Annotated in this window: 12 protein-coding genes, 1 pseudogene and 1 riboswitch; of the genes and pseudogenes, 6 read left to right on the top strand and 7 right to left on the bottom strand. The window is 72.2% G+C overall.

The annotated features are described in order from the left end of the window. Window positions 1–290 precede the first annotated feature (290 nt). Window positions 291–1,310, top strand: coding sequence for a septation protein SepH (gene sepH / locus ACF09J_RS34040; protein WP_392309332.1), 1,020 nt, complete (start codon window positions 291–293; stop codon window positions 1,308–1,310). A 196-nt stretch (window positions 1,311–1,506) separates the two neighbouring features. On the opposite strand, the gene ACF09J_RS34035 is transcribed toward sepH, so the two are convergent. Next, on the bottom strand, window positions 1,507–2,358 hold the full coding sequence (locus tag ACF09J_RS34035; RefSeq protein ID WP_392309331.1) for a sulfurtransferase: 852 nt from the start codon (window positions 2,356–2,358) through the stop codon (window positions 1,507–1,509). Between the two features lie 299 nt (window positions 2,359–2,657). Between ACF09J_RS34035 and ACF09J_RS34030 the strand changes: the two genes are divergently transcribed. Both ACF09J_RS34030 and ACF09J_RS34025 read left to right on the top strand, forming a co-directional pair. Beyond that, window positions 2,658–3,464 carry a VOC family protein gene (locus ACF09J_RS34030; RefSeq protein ID WP_392309330.1) on the top strand — a complete coding sequence of 269 codons (807 nt, stop codon included), beginning with the start codon at window positions 2,658–2,660 and terminating at the stop codon, window positions 3,462–3,464. Between the two features lie 173 nt (window positions 3,465–3,637). Further along, a complete protein-coding gene (locus tag ACF09J_RS34025; RefSeq protein WP_392309329.1) occupies window positions 3,638–4,582 on the top strand; it encodes an aminoglycoside phosphotransferase family protein in 945 nt (314 codons plus the stop codon). A gap of 128 nt (window positions 4,583–4,710) precedes the next feature. Here the strand turns inward: ACF09J_RS34025 and ACF09J_RS34020 are convergent, their stop codons facing one another. Further along, window positions 4,711–5,130, bottom strand: a complete 420-nt coding sequence (locus ACF09J_RS34020; RefSeq protein WP_392309351.1) for an ATP-binding protein — start codon at window positions 5,128–5,130, stop codon at window positions 4,711–4,713. A gap of 211 nt (window positions 5,131–5,341) precedes the next feature. Between ACF09J_RS34020 and ACF09J_RS34015 the strand changes: the two are divergent. Both ACF09J_RS34015 and ACF09J_RS34010 read left to right on the top strand, forming a co-directional pair. Then, a pseudogene (locus ACF09J_RS34015) lies at window positions 5,342–6,153 on the top strand (helix-turn-helix domain-containing protein). Further along, entirely contained in the window at window positions 6,150–6,359 is a 210-nt protein-coding gene (locus tag ACF09J_RS34010; protein ID WP_392309328.1) for a DUF397 domain-containing protein, read from the top strand. The pseudogene ACF09J_RS34015 and the gene ACF09J_RS34010 overlap by 4 nt, the downstream one beginning before the upstream one ends. A gap of 19 nt (window positions 6,360–6,378) precedes the next feature. Here ACF09J_RS34010 and ACF09J_RS34005 read toward each other — a convergent pair whose 3' ends face one another. From ACF09J_RS34005 to ACF09J_RS33990, 4 genes are all read right to left on the bottom strand, one after another. Further along, on the bottom strand, window positions 6,379–7,029 hold the full coding sequence (locus ACF09J_RS34005) for a thymidine kinase (RefSeq protein ID WP_392309327.1): 651 nt from the start codon (window positions 7,027–7,029) through the stop codon (window positions 6,379–6,381). Between the two features lie 68 nt (window positions 7,030–7,097). Further along, window positions 7,098–8,306 carry an alkaline phosphatase family protein gene (locus ACF09J_RS34000; protein ID WP_392309326.1) on the bottom strand — a complete coding sequence of 403 codons (1,209 nt, stop codon included), beginning with the start codon at window positions 8,304–8,306 and terminating at the stop codon, window positions 7,098–7,100. Next, a complete protein-coding gene (locus ACF09J_RS33995; RefSeq protein ID WP_100570666.1) occupies window positions 8,306–8,902 on the bottom strand; it encodes a DUF5998 family protein in 597 nt (198 codons plus the stop codon). The genes ACF09J_RS34000 and ACF09J_RS33995 overlap by 1 nt, the downstream gene beginning before the upstream one ends. A 52-nt stretch (window positions 8,903–8,954) precedes the next feature. Next, a complete protein-coding gene (locus ACF09J_RS33990) occupies window positions 8,955–11,888 on the bottom strand; it encodes a GNAT family N-acetyltransferase (RefSeq protein ID WP_392309325.1) in 2,934 nt (977 codons plus the stop codon). Between the two features lie 176 nt (window positions 11,889–12,064). Between ACF09J_RS33990 and ACF09J_RS33985 the strand changes: the two genes are divergently transcribed. Then, on the top strand, window positions 12,065–12,346 hold the full coding sequence (locus tag ACF09J_RS33985) for an HPr family phosphocarrier protein (RefSeq protein ID WP_100570667.1): 282 nt from the start codon (window positions 12,065–12,067) through the stop codon (window positions 12,344–12,346). A 159-nt stretch (window positions 12,347–12,505) separates the two neighbouring features. On the opposite strand, the gene ACF09J_RS33980 is transcribed toward ACF09J_RS33985, so the two are convergent. Continuing rightward, on the bottom strand, window positions 12,506–13,261 hold the full coding sequence (locus ACF09J_RS33980; RefSeq protein WP_392309324.1) for a M23 family metallopeptidase: 756 nt from the start codon (window positions 13,259–13,261) through the stop codon (window positions 12,506–12,508). Window positions 13,262–13,273: 12 nt separating this feature from the next. Beyond that, a riboswitch (cyclic di-AMP (ydaO/yuaA leader) is annotated at window positions 13,274–13,434 on the bottom strand. Window positions 13,435–13,611: the final 177 nt, after the last annotated feature.

Genomic DNA, 13,611 nt, shown 5'->3' with positions numbered 1-13,611 from the left:
TCCACGCACGTGGCCCGAATGGAGTACCGTTATGAGCCCTGGGCCCGGCCTCCCTTCGGGGTGTCCGGGACCATGCTGGACCGCCGGGAGGGGGCTGGTTGCACAGGGTGACGGCGTTGGTCACTTAGCGTTGCAAACAGGTAACCGTGCCATAACGGCGTTCCAGGGCCCGCGCCCGACACGCCGGGCAACTCGGCAAGGTTGTGGCAGGCTGCACCCGGGCAGGCCACACTCGACTAGCGGAAGCAGCGACGCACGTGACGTCGGCAGGCACCACCCGGGAGGTCCCCATGCCCGAACTGCGTGTCGTGGCCGTCTCCAATGACGGCACACGGCTGGTGCTGAAGGCTGCGGACAGTACGGAGTACACGCTTCCGATCGACGAACGGCTCCGCGCCGCCGTGCGCGGCGACCGTCCCCGCCTCGGCCAGATCGAGATCGAGGTGGAGAGCCATCTCCGCCCCCGCGACATCCAGGCCCGGATACGAGCGGGCGCGACCGCGGAAGAGGTCGCCCAGCTCGCCGGCATCCCCGTCGACCGGGTCCGGCGCTTCGAGGGCCCCGTGCTCGCCGAGCGCGCCTTCATGGCCGAGCGCGCCCGCAAGACCCCGGTCCGCCGCCCCGGTGAGAACTCCGGTCCGCTGCTCGGCGAGGCCGTCCAGGAGCGGCTGCTGCTGCGCGGCGCCGAGAAGGACACCGTCCAGTGGGACTCCTGGCGCCGCGACGACGGCACCTGGGAGGTCCTGCTGGTCTACCGGGTCGCGGGCGAACCCCACTCGGCGAGCTGGACGTACGACCCGCCGCGGCGCCTGGTGCAGGCCGTCGACGACGAGGCCCGCGCCCTGATCGGGGAGTCCGACGACCTCGGTTCCCCGGAACCCAGCTTTCCGTTCGTGCCGCGTATCGCGCGTCTGCCGCGCGAGCGCCCCTTCGACCGGGACCGTCCGGCGCTGCCGGGACAGGCGCCCGAGCCCCCCGAGGAGAGCGTCGGCGAGCGGGACACACTGACCAGCCTGCTGGAGGCGGTGCCGAGCTTCCGCGGCGACCTGGTGGTGCCCGAGCGCGCGCCGGAACCCGTCGAGGAGCCCGAGGAGGACCTGGTGGCCGAGGAGCCCCCGGCCCCCGCGGCCTCGGCCGGCTCCGCCTACGCGGACGTCCTCATGCCGCGCTCCGTCACCAGCCACCGCGACCGCCTCACCGGCGCCACCGACCGCCAGGCCGAGGCCGACGGGGTCCGGCCCGGCCGCCGGGCCGCCGTGCCGAGCTGGGACGAGATCGTGTTCGGCACGCGCCGCAAGAAGCAGGAGTAGCGGGCAGCGGCAGCAAGGCCGTACAAGGGAAGGGCCGCGCCCCGTCGGGTGCGGCCCTTCCTTGTGCGTGGCGTCACCGCCGGGGTCCTGGTGGTCCGGCGGCCCGGTGGTGGCCGTTCGTTCCGGCTGACGACCGTCACTCGTTAGGAGTATCTTTCCCCGACTGGCACCTGACGTCCCGTCACTGCCGGTCCCGTCACTGCGGGTCCGGGCCCACCGCGACCGGCCGGGACGGATCCGAGGACCACTCCGACCACGAGCCGACATACAGCGCCGCCGGGATTCCGGCGACGGCCAGCGCCAGCGCCTCGTGCGCCGCGGAGACGCCGGAGCCGCAGTAGACACCGACGTCGCGCCCGTCGGTCGCGCCCAACTTCGCGAACCGTGCCCGTAGTTCCTCGGCCGGCAGGAGCTTCCCGTCCGGGCCGGCGTTCTCGGTGGTCGGCGCGGACACGGCGCCCGGGATGTGGCCGCCCACCGGGTCGATCGGCTCCACCTCGCCCCGGTACCGCTCCCCCGCGCGCGCGTCGAACAGCACTCCGGACCGGGCCAGCGCCGCGGCCCCGTCGGCGTCGAGGAGCGGCAGCGCGCCGGGCTTCGGCACGAAGTCGCCCTCGGCCGGCTCGGGCACGGCGGTCTCCAGCGGGCCCTCCCAGGCCGCGAGGCCGCCGTCCAGGACCCGCACGTCGGGGTGTCCGGTCCAGCGCAGCAGCCACCACGCGCGCGCCGCAGCCCAGCCCTGACCGCCGTCGTGAACGACGACCGGCCGGGCCTCGGACACCCCGGCACGGCGCATCGCGGCGCCGAACACCTCCAGGTCGGGCAGCGGGTGGCGGCCGTTTCCGCCCGGCGCCGAGGCCAGTTCGCGGTCCAGGTCGACGAAGACGGCGCCGGGAATGTGCCCGGCCGCGTGGGCGGCGCGCCCGTCGAAGGGCGCCGCGCCCGCAGCCGCGGCCAGGCTGAGCTGCCAGCGGACGTCGAGCACCACGGGCGGCCGTGGCCCCGCGAGGGCGTCCGCGAGATCGGATGCGGAAATGATGGCGTTCATGGCTCCATCCTCGCCTACGGGGTGGCCGCATCGTCGAGGTCGGGCTAGTCTGCTCGGCCGGACACTTCCGATCACGTGGCGTACGTGATCGGCCACATGCTGTACAGCCGATCGACATCCTTCGGTAAACGCATGGAAACGGGCAGGACACCGCACACCGGGCACCCTCCGGACGGGACCCTGCTCCGCCGGCGCTCGGGAAGCGCGGCCGGCATCGGGGGCGGCGCATCGGCTCGGGGTCCGGAGAACGGAATCGAGGCGGCCGTCGAGAGGCCCTGGAGGCCGAGGAGAAGGTGACGATGACCGAGGCACCGGAGCCGGGCGTCCCGAACGGCCGGGCACCTGCCCGGAACAGGCCCGGTACACCGTGCCGGGTGAGCCTGATGGTGCACGGAATGGCCGCCGCGCAGGCCTTCTACGGGGACCTCTTCGGCTGGGAGTTCCAGCCCGGTCCGAGCCGGTTGGGCCCCTGCGTGCGGGCCCTGCTGAACGGCCACGAGGTGGGCGGCATCGGACAACTGCCGCCCGGCCGGCGCCTGCCCGTGGCGTGGACGCCGTATCTCGCCTCGGACGACGTGGACCTGACGGCGGAAACGGTACGGCTGTGCGGCGGCACGGTCGGAGTGGGTCCGCTGGAGGCGGGCGGCGTCGGACGGCTGACAATCGGTTCGGACCCGTGGGGAGCGGTTTTCGGCCTGTTGCAGGCCCGCACGTGCCCGGGCACGCAGACCGCCGGGCCGCTGCCCGGCACCCCGGTGTGGCACGAGCTGCTGACCTACGAGACCGCGGGCGTCGCCACGTTCTACTCCAGGCTGTTCGGCTACGAACGGAAACCGGACGGCTCCGCCGGCGTCGACCGCGTGACCCTGCACCTCGACGGCCGCCCGGTGGCCGGAGTCCACGGGGTGGGCCGGGCCCTGCCCCATGACCGGGGCCCGCACTGGATGACGTACTTCGAGGTCACCGACACCGACGAGGCGACCGCCCGCGTGCTCGACCTGGGCGGCCGGGTCCTCACCCCCGCCCGGGACACCCCCCGAGGCCGCGTGGCCACCGTGACGGATCCCGAGGGTGCACGGTTCGCCCTGATTCGGAGCGCACGGTGAGCACGGCAGCCCGTGTTGACCGCGGAGATCACTCGGGAGGGTGAAACCTACCGGTCTCTTCAACGGTGACCCCGGCCTGCCCGGAGAACCTCGTAGAGGGCAAGGGCCGCGACGGCCGCCTCCAAGTGAGAAGTCACTGGCGTTCTGCTCAATCCAGCGGGGAAACTTCCGAGGTGACGCTTCACGAGAACGAGATCCCAGTCGACGAGGAACTGGTCCGGTCACTGCTGAAGGCGCAGCGCCCGGAGTGGGCCGCCCTACCGTTGTGGCCCGCGGGCGCAGGTACGGACAACACCATGTATCGACTGGGCGATGACCTGCTCGTGCGACTTCCACGGACCGCCGACAACGGACAGTCCGTACGGAAGGAACAGGAATGGCTTCCTCGCCTGGCACCCCTCCTTTCCTGTCCGATTCCCGAGCCCGTCCACGCCGGGACACCCACTGATGCGTTCCCACTGGTCTGGTCGGTCTACCGCTGGATCGACGGTGACGAAGCCGGCCCGGACACCGTCCGGGACTGGCCCGCTTTCGGAGCGGATCTGGCGGCGGTCGTAAGAGAGCTTCACCGCATCGACCTCATGGGAGCGACCCGCACAGACGGCCTCAGCTGGTACCGCGGAGGCGGCCTGGCGCCATGCGACCAGTGGATCAGCAGGTGCTTCGAGGACTGCCGAGCCACCGTGGCTTCTGAACTTGACGTTGACGCCCTGGAACAAATGTGGCGAGCCGCGCTCGCACTGCCCGAGCCCTCCGGGCCGCACGCGTGGCTCCACGGCGACCTCAAGCCGACCAACCTCTTGGTCCGAGAAGGCAAGCTCCACGCAGTGATTGACTTCGGCGGACTCTCAGTCGGCTTTCCCGACGCCGAGCACTCCACGGTCTGGGACCTGCCGCCACAAGCACGACAGTCCTACTGGGACACCTTGAATCTCGACAATGTGACCTGGACCCGCGCCCGCGCGTGGGCCATCGCGGTGGGCGTCAGTGGAATCTCCTATTACTGGCGCACCTTCCCCACCTTCGTCGCCGAATGCCAGGCACGCCTTCAGGCAATCCTCGCTGACGCAATGAGGATGCCCCAGCCATACTCACCGGTGCGGTCACGGCCCAATTGACAAAGGGCATCGAAGCTCTGGAGCAGTCTCTTCGCCCGCGCCCAGGTTGCAGCCGTTCCATGCCCGCAGGACGGCGCGCGCCTGCTCGGCGCGAACCGTGCACTCCGCGCCGAGCGGGCCGGACAGGCTCACAGCCGGCGCCGTGAGGGGAACGCGTACTCCGCCCACACGGTCTTGCCCGGGCCGTCCGGGCGCGCATGCCAGTCCCAGCGGGTCGCCAGTTGCGATACGAGGAGCAGTCCGCGGCCGGTCTCCTCCTCGGCCCTGGCCGCACCCTCCGGGACGCTGAGGCCGCGAGGAAGGCGTTCGGTGCGGGTGTCGGTGACCTCGACGCGGACGGTACCGCCGTCGGACGTGGCGTGGAGGCCGAGGTGGAAGTCCCTGCCGGGGACGTGACCGTGCCGCACCGCGTTCGCGGTGAGCTCGGCGACGATCAGCACGATCGCATCGTGCGCCTCGGTTCCGTACGGAATTCCCCATGCGTCAAGGCGGACGGCTGCCAGGCGCCGGGCGAGACGGGCTCCGCGGGACGTGGAGGTGAAGCGCATCTCGAAGGCTTGGCCCGGAGCGGCCTGCAACGCAACGCAGGGGGTGGTGGGTTCTTTCGTCACGCTGGCCACGCTTCCGTCGGTCCCACAGCGTGACCAGAGGTGACGCGACGACAGGGCACCGTTGTACGCGCGTTGTCCGCCCCAGTAGGAGCCACACACCGTAACGGCTCCCCTGCGAGGGCGTTGGGCCAAAGAGGCGGTGATGCACATGACGGGGCACGAGGGCGCGGAGGCGGGGGCGGTCGTGAGTCTCGGGGACGGCTGGGAGAACGACGACGGCGCCGGACGGCGACCGGAGGACGAGGTCGGACGCGGTGTCCTCCTCGCGTTCGGGCAGACCATGAAGACGCTGCGAGTGCGGGAAGGCCTGGATCGCGAGGAGTTCGGGAGGCGGCTAGGGTACTCGGCTTCCACGATCGCGGCGTTCGAGCAGGGGCGGCGGATTCCGACACCCCAGACGATCGATCGAGCCGATGAGGTGCTGGGCGCGGGTGGGGTGCTGTGCCTGTGGAGGGAGCAGGTGGAGCGGGCTCAGTATCCGGTGTTCTTTCAGGGGATGGCGACCCTGGAGAAGGAGGCCATGGAACTGGTCTCGTACAGCACGCTCGTGTTCAACGGACTGGTGCAGACCGAGGAGTACATGCGAGCCGTGTTGGCCATGCGCTGCCCGATCCTGGACGACGAGACCATCGAGCAACGGGTCGCAGCACGGCTGGGCCGCCAGGTCATCCTCGATGGCTGGCCCGCCCCGCTCCTCAGCTTCGTGATCGGGGAGGCGGTACTGCGGCACCCGTACGGTGGAAAAGATGTCTTGCGAGGGCAGTTGGAGCATCTGCTCCTGATCGGACAGAAGCGGAACGTCGCCATCCAGGTCATGCCACTCGGTTGCGAGGAAAACGCAGGTGTAGACGGACCGTTCACCGTGGTCACGCGCAAGGACGGCATGGGATCATCCGATCACAGGCTCTCACTTCCCGAGAGTCACTGGCGTTCATCGAAGGGTTGCTGGGAGAGCTATGAACAACGCTGAGTCCTCGACTGTTGTCTCCGGCCTCACCTGGTTCAAGAGCAGCTACAGCGGAGCCGAAGGCGGCGAATGCGTAGAGGTCGCATCCGCTACGGCAGTTGTGCACGTCCGCGACTCCAAGGCCACCGCCGGACCCGTCCTCACCGTCTCACGTGAAGCGTGGGCCGGCTTCGTCGGAGCTGCGCGTCTGCCGCTCTGAGGCAGGTGCAGGCGCTCGGTCAGTCCGCGGTCACGGGCAGGACGTCCGGGGACAGTGCCGCCGCGCGGGCCGAGGCGGCTGTCATGCGGCGGCGGTGGTGGCGGCGGCACAGGACCTCGTAGCCGATCTCGTCCATGGAGCGGGTCACGTCGCCGACGAAGACCTGGGCGCCCTCGACGACCATGACGCCGCCCACGGTGCGGGCGTTGTGGGTGGCGCGGGCGCCGCACCAGCACAGGGCCTCGACCTGGAGGACCTCGACGCGGTCGGCCAGTTCGACCAGGCGCTGGGAGCCGGGGAACAGCTTGGAGCGGAAGTCCGTGGTGATGCCGAACGCGTAGACGTCCATCTCCAGGTCGTCGACCACACGCGCGAGCTGGTCGATCTGCTCGGGCGCGAGGAACTGCGCCTCGTCCGCGATCACGTAGTCCGCGCGCCGGCCCTGCGAGAGGTGCTCGACGATGTAGCCGTACAGGTCCACGCCGTCCTCGACCTCCACCGCGTCCGTCACCAGGCCGAGGCGTGAGGACAGCTTGCCCTCGCCGGCCCGGTCGTCACGGGTGAAGATCATGCCCACCAGTCCGCGCGCGGAGCGGTTGTGCTCGATCTGGAGAGCCAGTGTCGACTTCCCGCAGTCCATGGTTCCGGAGAAGAACACCAGCTCGGGCATGAGCAGTTGGGAACCTTTCGGCGAGTGTGGAGGGCGGTGGGGGTGAGCCAGTGGGGCGGGAAGGGGCGTCAGGAGCGTACTTCCAGCAGGGGGACCAGTTGCTCGGCAGGGGTCATCGAACCGTGGTTGCCGACCATCAGCGACTCCTTCGGCTCCTGCTCGGAGGCGATGAGCAGGACCTCGTCGCGGGCTGCGGCGATCACGTCGCCGATCCGGGCGTGCACCCGCTCGTCGACGCGCGGCCCGAACCAGCCCGCCGCGACCGCCTCGTCCCGGGAGGCGACCCAGAACTGCTCGCCGAGCACCTCGCGCCAGCAGGTGAGGACGTCGTCCTCGGCGCCCGGCACCGCGTACACGTGCCGCGCGCGTCCCTCGCCGCCGAGCAGGGCGACGCCCGCGCGCAGCTCCCAGTCCTCGTCGAAGTCGATGCGGTGCTGCTCGTCGAACGGGATGTCGACCATGCCGTGGTCGGCGGTGACGTAGAGCGCGCTGTGCGGCGGGAGCTGCTCGGCCAGGCGCTGGACCAGCCGGTCGACGTGCATGAGCTGTCCGCGCCAGGTGTCGGAGTCGACGCCGTAGCGGTGGCCGGCGCCGTCCAGTTCGGAGTAGTACGTGTAGACCAGGGCCCGGTCGGCGGCGGCGAGCTGCTCGGCCGCGAGGTCCATGCGCTCCTCGCCGGTCAGCCGTCCCAGGAAGGTGCCGCCGCTGAGCGCGACCTTGGTCAGCGGGGTGTTCTGGAAGGCCGGGGAGGACACCTGGGCGGCGTGCACGCCCGCCTGCTGGGCGAGCTGGAAGACCGTGGGGTGGGGCTGCCAGGCGCGCGGATCGGTGTACGGCTGCCAGCGCAACTGGTTCATCAGCCCGCCGGTCGCCGGGTTGCGCACGGTGTAGCCGGGCAGGCCGTGCGCGCCCGGGGGCAGGCCGGTGCCGACGGAGGCGAGCGAGGTCGCCGTGGTCGCCGGGTATCCGGCGGTGATCGGGCGGCCGGTGCCGCCGCGGGAGCTGCCGAGCAGGGAGGTCAGGTACGGGGCGTCCACCGGGTGGGCCTTCAGCTGCTCCCAGCCGAGGCCGTCGATCAGGAAGACGCAGGCGCGGTCGACGGGGGCCAGCTCGTCGATCGTGGCCGTCATCCGCGGGACGCCCATGCCGGCGGCCAGCGTGGGCAGCAGGTCGGCGAGCGAGCCGGTTCCGTACGCCGGGACGGGTGCGGACGCGACGGCCAGCGGCTCCGGGTGGCCCCAGGCGGTGGCGTCGTCGGGGGAATAGGGGCGGGTCATCAGCGGGTCGGGTCCGCTGTGGCCTCGGAGATGGCCTGGGCGAAGGCGAGGGCCTGCCGGACCGTCTCGGGACCGTCGCCGGCCTCGCTGACGCGCAGGCTGAGGTCGTCCGCCGTCGAGTTGCCCGTGTAGCCGTGGTCGGCCTCGCAGTTGGGGTCGCCGCAGGCGGCGGGCTCCAGGTCGATACGGGACACGGCGCCCCAGCCGATGGTCAGCACGACCTCGCGCGGCAGTGTGCCCGGCGTGTACTGCTCCGGGTTGGCGACCACGCGGCTGACCACGACCGACGAGATCCGGTCGAGCTTGACCGACTCGGTGGACGTGGTGGCGTACGGCGTCGGGGAGGTGCTGTCGGCGGCCTGCTCGTCGGTGTGGCTGACGATGAAGCGGTTGCCGGTGAGGACGAGCACCGTCACGTGCCGCCGCACCTCGTTCTGGTCGAACGTGGTCTCCTGGTGGACCAGATACGACCGGATGGGCTCCCCGCCCACGGCGGCCTCCACCGCCTCGGCCACGAGAGCCGGGTAGTAGCCGCTGCGTTCGATCGCCGAACGCAGCCCCTGGGTCGTCGTACTGGTCTTGGCCATGCCGTCCATCCTACGGGGGCGCACTGACTGCGAGGCACCGCCGCGGAGCGACGAGCCCCGGTCAGTACACCGGGAGCGTGCGCGGGCCGAGGTCGTCGCGGGCGGGCGGGGGTGCCAGGCGCACGGAGGCGTCGAGGACGGTCAGCCCGCGCGGGGCGACGACGACCGGCTCCAGGGTGACGGCGACGACCTCCGGGTGGTCGTGGACCAGCCGTGACACGCGCAGCAGCAGCTCCTGAAGGGCGGGGGTGTCGACCGGGGCCGAGCCGCGCCAGCCGAAGAGCAGGGGGGCCGTGCGGATGGAGCGGATCAGGGAGGTGGCCTCGCGGTCGGTGACCGGGACCAGCCGGTGCGCCATGTCGCCGAGCAGTTGTGAGGCGACCCCGGCGAGCCCGAAGGAGAGCACCGCGCCGGCCGCCGGGTCGATGACCGCGCGCACGACGGTGTCGACCCCTCTGGGTGCCATCGCCTGCACCACCGGCCGCACCTCCTCGGGCTTGCCGAAGAGGTCGGTCAACTCGGCGTAGGCCCAGCGGAGTTGTTCCTCGTCGGTGAGGTCGAGGCGTACGCCCCCCAGGTCGGCCCGGTGCCGCAGGTGCGGGGCGGTGGCCTTCAGGGCGACGGGGTAGCCGAGGGCACGGGCGGCTTCCGCGGCGGCGTCAGGGGTGGGGGCGGGCAGGGCCCGGCGCACATGGACGCCGTACCGGCCGAGCAGCTCGCAGGTCTCCTCCGTGCCGAGCGTGAGGCCCTGCCCGCGCTCCAGCAGTCCGCCGATGAACGCGGCGGCGCCCTTCTCGTCGATGTCCTCGTACTCCGGCACCCTGCCGGGGTCCGCGGCCTCACGCCGCCACTGCCCGTACCGCACCGCTTCGGCGAGCGCCCGGACGGCACGCTCGGCAGCGGGGTAGGCGGTGATCAGCCGCGACCCGGCGGGAACCGGCTCGGCCGCCGCGGCGCCCGCACCTCGCTGAGGTCCTGTGCCTGCCTTGGGTCCGGTGCCGGTCTCGGGGTTCGGGTCGCCGGCGGAAGCCGCGCCCGCCCGGCGACCCGGCGAAGCCGGGGCCGCTGCGGGAGTCGTGGGCGGGGGCAGCAGCGGGGTCGCCGGTGGTTGGGGGCCCGGGCCGGGGGGCGGGGCGGTGCTCGTGGCGGCGGACAGGGCTTCTGCCAGGTCGCCGAACTCGACGTGGACCACCAGGACCGGCTTGCCGGGGACCTCCTGTGCGGCCGAGCGCAGGGCCTCGGCCAGGGCCGTGTCCTCGGCGGCGTCCTCCCCCACCGCCGGTATCAGCGTGACGACCACCGCGTCGGCGGTCTCGTCGGCGAGCGCCCCGGACAGCGCGACCCGGAAGTCCTCCGCCGAGGCCGCCGTCGTCAGGTCGCGCGGCGGCTGGGGGCGCAGCCCCTCCGCGAGACAGCGGTCGTAGGTCAGCACTCCCAGCGACTCGGAGTTGCCGAGGATCGCCACCCGCGGCCCCGGCGGCAGCGGCTGCCGGGCGAGCAGCAGGCCGGTGTCGACCAGTTCGGTGATGGTGTCGACCCGGATCACTCCGGCCTGCCGCAGCAGCGCGGACACCGTCGCGTGCGGCAGCCGGGTCGCCCGTACCGCGTGCCCCTGCGGGGCGGAGCCCGCGCTCTGCACCACGACCAGCGGCTTCACCGCCGCCGTACGCCGGGCCAGGCGGGTGAACTTGCGCGGGTTGCCGATGGACTCCAGGTACATCAGGGCGACGTCGGTGTCGGGGTCGTCGTACCAGAACTGCATGACGTCGTTGCCCGAGACGTCCGCCCTGTTGCCGGCCGACACGAAGGTCGACACGCCCGTGACCCCGGTGACACCGCCGCCGCGCCGGTGCAGCCGGGACAGCAGCGCGATGCCGATGGCCCCGGACTGGGCGAAGAGACCGATACGGCCGGGCCGGGGCAGCTCGGGGGCGAGGGAGGCGTTGAGCCGGACGTCCGGCGAGGTGTTGATGATCCCGAAGGTGTTGGGCCCGATGATCCGCATGCCGTACGAGCGCGCCTGCCGGACGAGCGCGCGCTGCCGCTCGCGTCCCTCGGGGCCGCTCTCCGCGTAGCCCGCGGAGATCACGACGAGTCCCTGCACCCCGTGCTCGCCGCACTCGGCGACGGCGTCCGGGACGTGCTCGGCCGGTACGGCGACGACGGCCAGGTCCACGGGCCCGTCGATGTCCCGCACCGAGCGGTGGGCGGGCACCCCGTCGATCTCCCGGCAGTCCTCGCCGAAGGCCCGGTTCACGGCGTGGAGCCGGCCCGTGAACCCGGCGTCGCGGATGTTGTCGAGGATGCCGCGGCCGACGCCGCCGCGCGTGCGGCCCACCCCGATGACGGCGACCGAGCCCGGCACGAGCAGCCGCCGTACCGACCGCGCCTCGGCCCGCTGCTCCCGTGCCTGCTGCACGGCCAGCGAGCGGTCGGTCGGCTCGATGCCGAACTCCAGGTGCACGACGCCGTCCTCGAAGCTGCGCTTCTGGGTGTACCCGGCGTCCGTGAACACCTTGATCATCTTGGTGTTGGCCGGCAGCACCTCGGCGGTGAAGCGGCGGATGCCGCGCTCGCGGGCGACGGCCGCGATGTGTTCGAGGAGCGCGGAGGCGACGCCGCGGCCCTGGTGGGCGTCCTGCACCAGGAAGGCGACCTCGGCCTCGTCGGAGGGCGCCGAGGCCGGCATGCCGTCCGCGCCGATGCGGTCGTAGCGCACGGTGGCGATGAACTCGCCGCCGACGGTGGCCGCGAGTCCCACCCGGTCCACGAAGTCGTGGTGCGTGAAGCGGTGGACGTCCTTCGCGGACAGCCGCGGGTAGGGCGCGAAGAAGCGGTAATACTTGGACTCGTCCGACACCTGTTCGTAGAAGCTGACCAGACGGCCGGCGTCATCGGCGGTGATGGGGCGGATCCGTGCGGTACCTCCGTCACGCAGCACCACGTCGGCCTCCCAGTGGGCGGGGTACTCGTGCCGGTCCGGCGAGGTCTGCATGGGCCCCAGCGTACGGCTCGCGTCCGACAGCGGCGCGAGGCAGTCTGTGGAGGACACACGTCGGACCGAGGCCGCGGTCCGACGCCGTCCGGGGCGGCGCACACCCCCGCTCCGGACTTGTTCCACGTGTGGAAAACTGGTCTAGACAACCCTGATCACCTGAAGGGCAGCAACACATGGCTGAGCGCCGCGTCAACGTCGGCTGGGCCGAGGGTCTCCACGCCCGCCCCGCCTCCATCTTCGTCCGGGCCGCCACGGCCGCAGGCATCCCGGTGACGATCGCCAAGGCCGACGGGACGCCCGTCAACGCGGCCTCCATGCTGGCCGTGCTCGGCCTCGGCGCCGAGGGCGGCGAGGAGGTCGTCCTGGCCTCCGACGCCGACGGCGCGGACGCCGCGCTCGACCGGCTGGCCAAGCTGGTCGCCGAGGGGCTCGAGGAGCTGCCCGAGACGGTCTGACCAGCAGGAACGGTCCTGCGCCGAAGCCGTGCCGCCCGGACGGGCCGGCACGGCTTCGGCGTGCCCGGCGGGGGGCCTCCGGAAGCCCGCGGGGAAACCGGAAGCCCCGGCTCGGGAGCCGGGGCTTCGGGGATGCCGGACGGTACGCCCGGCGGCGGGTCAGACGTTGAGGCCGTGCTTGCGCAGGTAGGCCACGGGGTCGACGTCGGAGCCGTAGTCCGGGGTCGTACGGGCCTCGAAGTGCAGGTGCGGTCCGGTGACGTTGCCGGTCGCGCCGGACAGGCCGATCTGCCGGCCCGGGGTGACGTGCTGGCCCACCGAGACCTGGACGGACGACAGATGCGCGTACTGGGTGTACATGCCGTCGGCCATCCTGATCACGATCTGGTTCCCGTACGCCCCGCCCCAGCCGGCGTCGACGACGGTGCCGCTGCCGACCGCGTGGACGCTGGTGCCGCTCGCGGCGTGGAAGTCGACGCCGGTGTGGGCGCCGGACGACCACAGGTAGCCGCCGGTCAGGTAGCCGGTCGAGATGTACGAGTTGAAGATCGGCGTCACGAAGGCGTTGAGGCGCTTGCGCTCGGCCGCGCGGGCGGCGCGCGCCTTGGCCTCGCGCTCCTTCGCCGCCTGCTCGGCGGCCTTCTCGCGCGCGGCCTTCTCGGCCTCCTTGCGCGCGGCGGCACGGTGCTGGGCGACGGACTGGGCGTCGATCTTCTCGGCGACGCTGTCGCCGATGGTGACGACCGGGGTGAGGCCGGTGTCCTCGAGGGCGGGGGCCTCCGCCGCGAGGGCCGGGGCGGCGAGGGTGCCGATGACACCGGTGGTGGCCAGGGCCGCGACGCCCGCCGCGCGGGCGGTGGTGCGGTGCATCCGGCTCGGCCGTCGGTGCTTCCCGGCGGCGCGGGTGAACGCCATGGAGACGTGGGTCCTTTCCTTCCCTGTCGCCTACCGGGTTAGCTGACGGGTTCGGAGCAGGAAGGTCTCCTACGGCCCCCTCGCGTGGCGCGCGGGCGTCCGATTCACCCCAGGGACGATGGGTCCCCGGCTCCCCTGGCTCGCGCCGTACGGGGACTCGGCGATGACTGTCCGGTGCCGCGGACGCGGCGCACTGCCCGACGAACAGCCGGACCGACGCTAAACGGGGCCGCTTTCAATTCCCAAACGGATCAGATGTTTTGTAGCGCATACCACAGGGCAGACAGGCGGTCTCCCCCTCAATTCGGACAAGATCAGGACAACACAGGGCCCTGGTGACGCTTCGGTCA

This window comes from Streptomyces sp. NPDC014889 (assembly GCF_043081205.1).
In the GTDB taxonomy this organism is placed as follows: Bacteria; Actinomycetota; Actinomycetes; order Streptomycetales; family Streptomycetaceae; genus Streptomyces.
This window is presented reverse-complemented; position numbering and strand designations above follow the sequence as displayed.

Excerpts from the sequence above, each read along its gene's own strand:
- sepH (WP_392309332.1), top strand. The coding sequence starts at position 291 with ATGCCCGAACTGCGTGTCGTGGCCGTCTCCAATGACGGCACACGGCTG.
- ACF09J_RS34035 (WP_392309331.1), bottom strand. The coding sequence starts at position 2,358 with ATGAACGCCATCATTTCCGCATCCGATCTCGCGGACGCCCTCGCGGGG.
- ACF09J_RS34030 (WP_392309330.1), top strand. The coding sequence starts at position 2,658 with ATGACCGAGGCACCGGAGCCGGGCGTCCCGAACGGCCGGGCACCTGCC.
- ACF09J_RS34020 (WP_392309351.1), bottom strand. The coding sequence starts at position 5,130 with ATGCGCTTCACCTCCACGTCCCGCGGAGCCCGTCTCGCCCGGCGCCTG.
- ACF09J_RS34010 (WP_392309328.1), top strand. The coding sequence starts at position 6,150 with ATGAACAACGCTGAGTCCTCGACTGTTGTCTCCGGCCTCACCTGGTTC.
- ACF09J_RS34005 (WP_392309327.1), bottom strand. The coding sequence starts at position 7,029 with ATGCCCGAGCTGGTGTTCTTCTCCGGAACCATGGACTGCGGGAAGTCG.
- ACF09J_RS34000 (WP_392309326.1), bottom strand. The coding sequence starts at position 8,306 with ATGACCCGCCCCTATTCCCCCGACGACGCCACCGCCTGGGGCCACCCG.
- ACF09J_RS33995 (WP_100570666.1), bottom strand. The coding sequence starts at position 8,902 with ATGGACGGCATGGCCAAGACCAGTACGACGACCCAGGGGCTGCGTTCG.
- ACF09J_RS33990 (WP_392309325.1), bottom strand. The coding sequence starts at position 11,888 with ATGCAGACCTCGCCGGACCGGCACGAGTACCCCGCCCACTGGGAGGCC.
- ACF09J_RS33985 (WP_100570667.1), top strand. The coding sequence starts at position 12,065 with ATGGCTGAGCGCCGCGTCAACGTCGGCTGGGCCGAGGGTCTCCACGCC.
- ACF09J_RS33980 (WP_392309324.1), bottom strand. The coding sequence starts at position 13,261 with ATGGCGTTCACCCGCGCCGCCGGGAAGCACCGACGGCCGAGCCGGATG.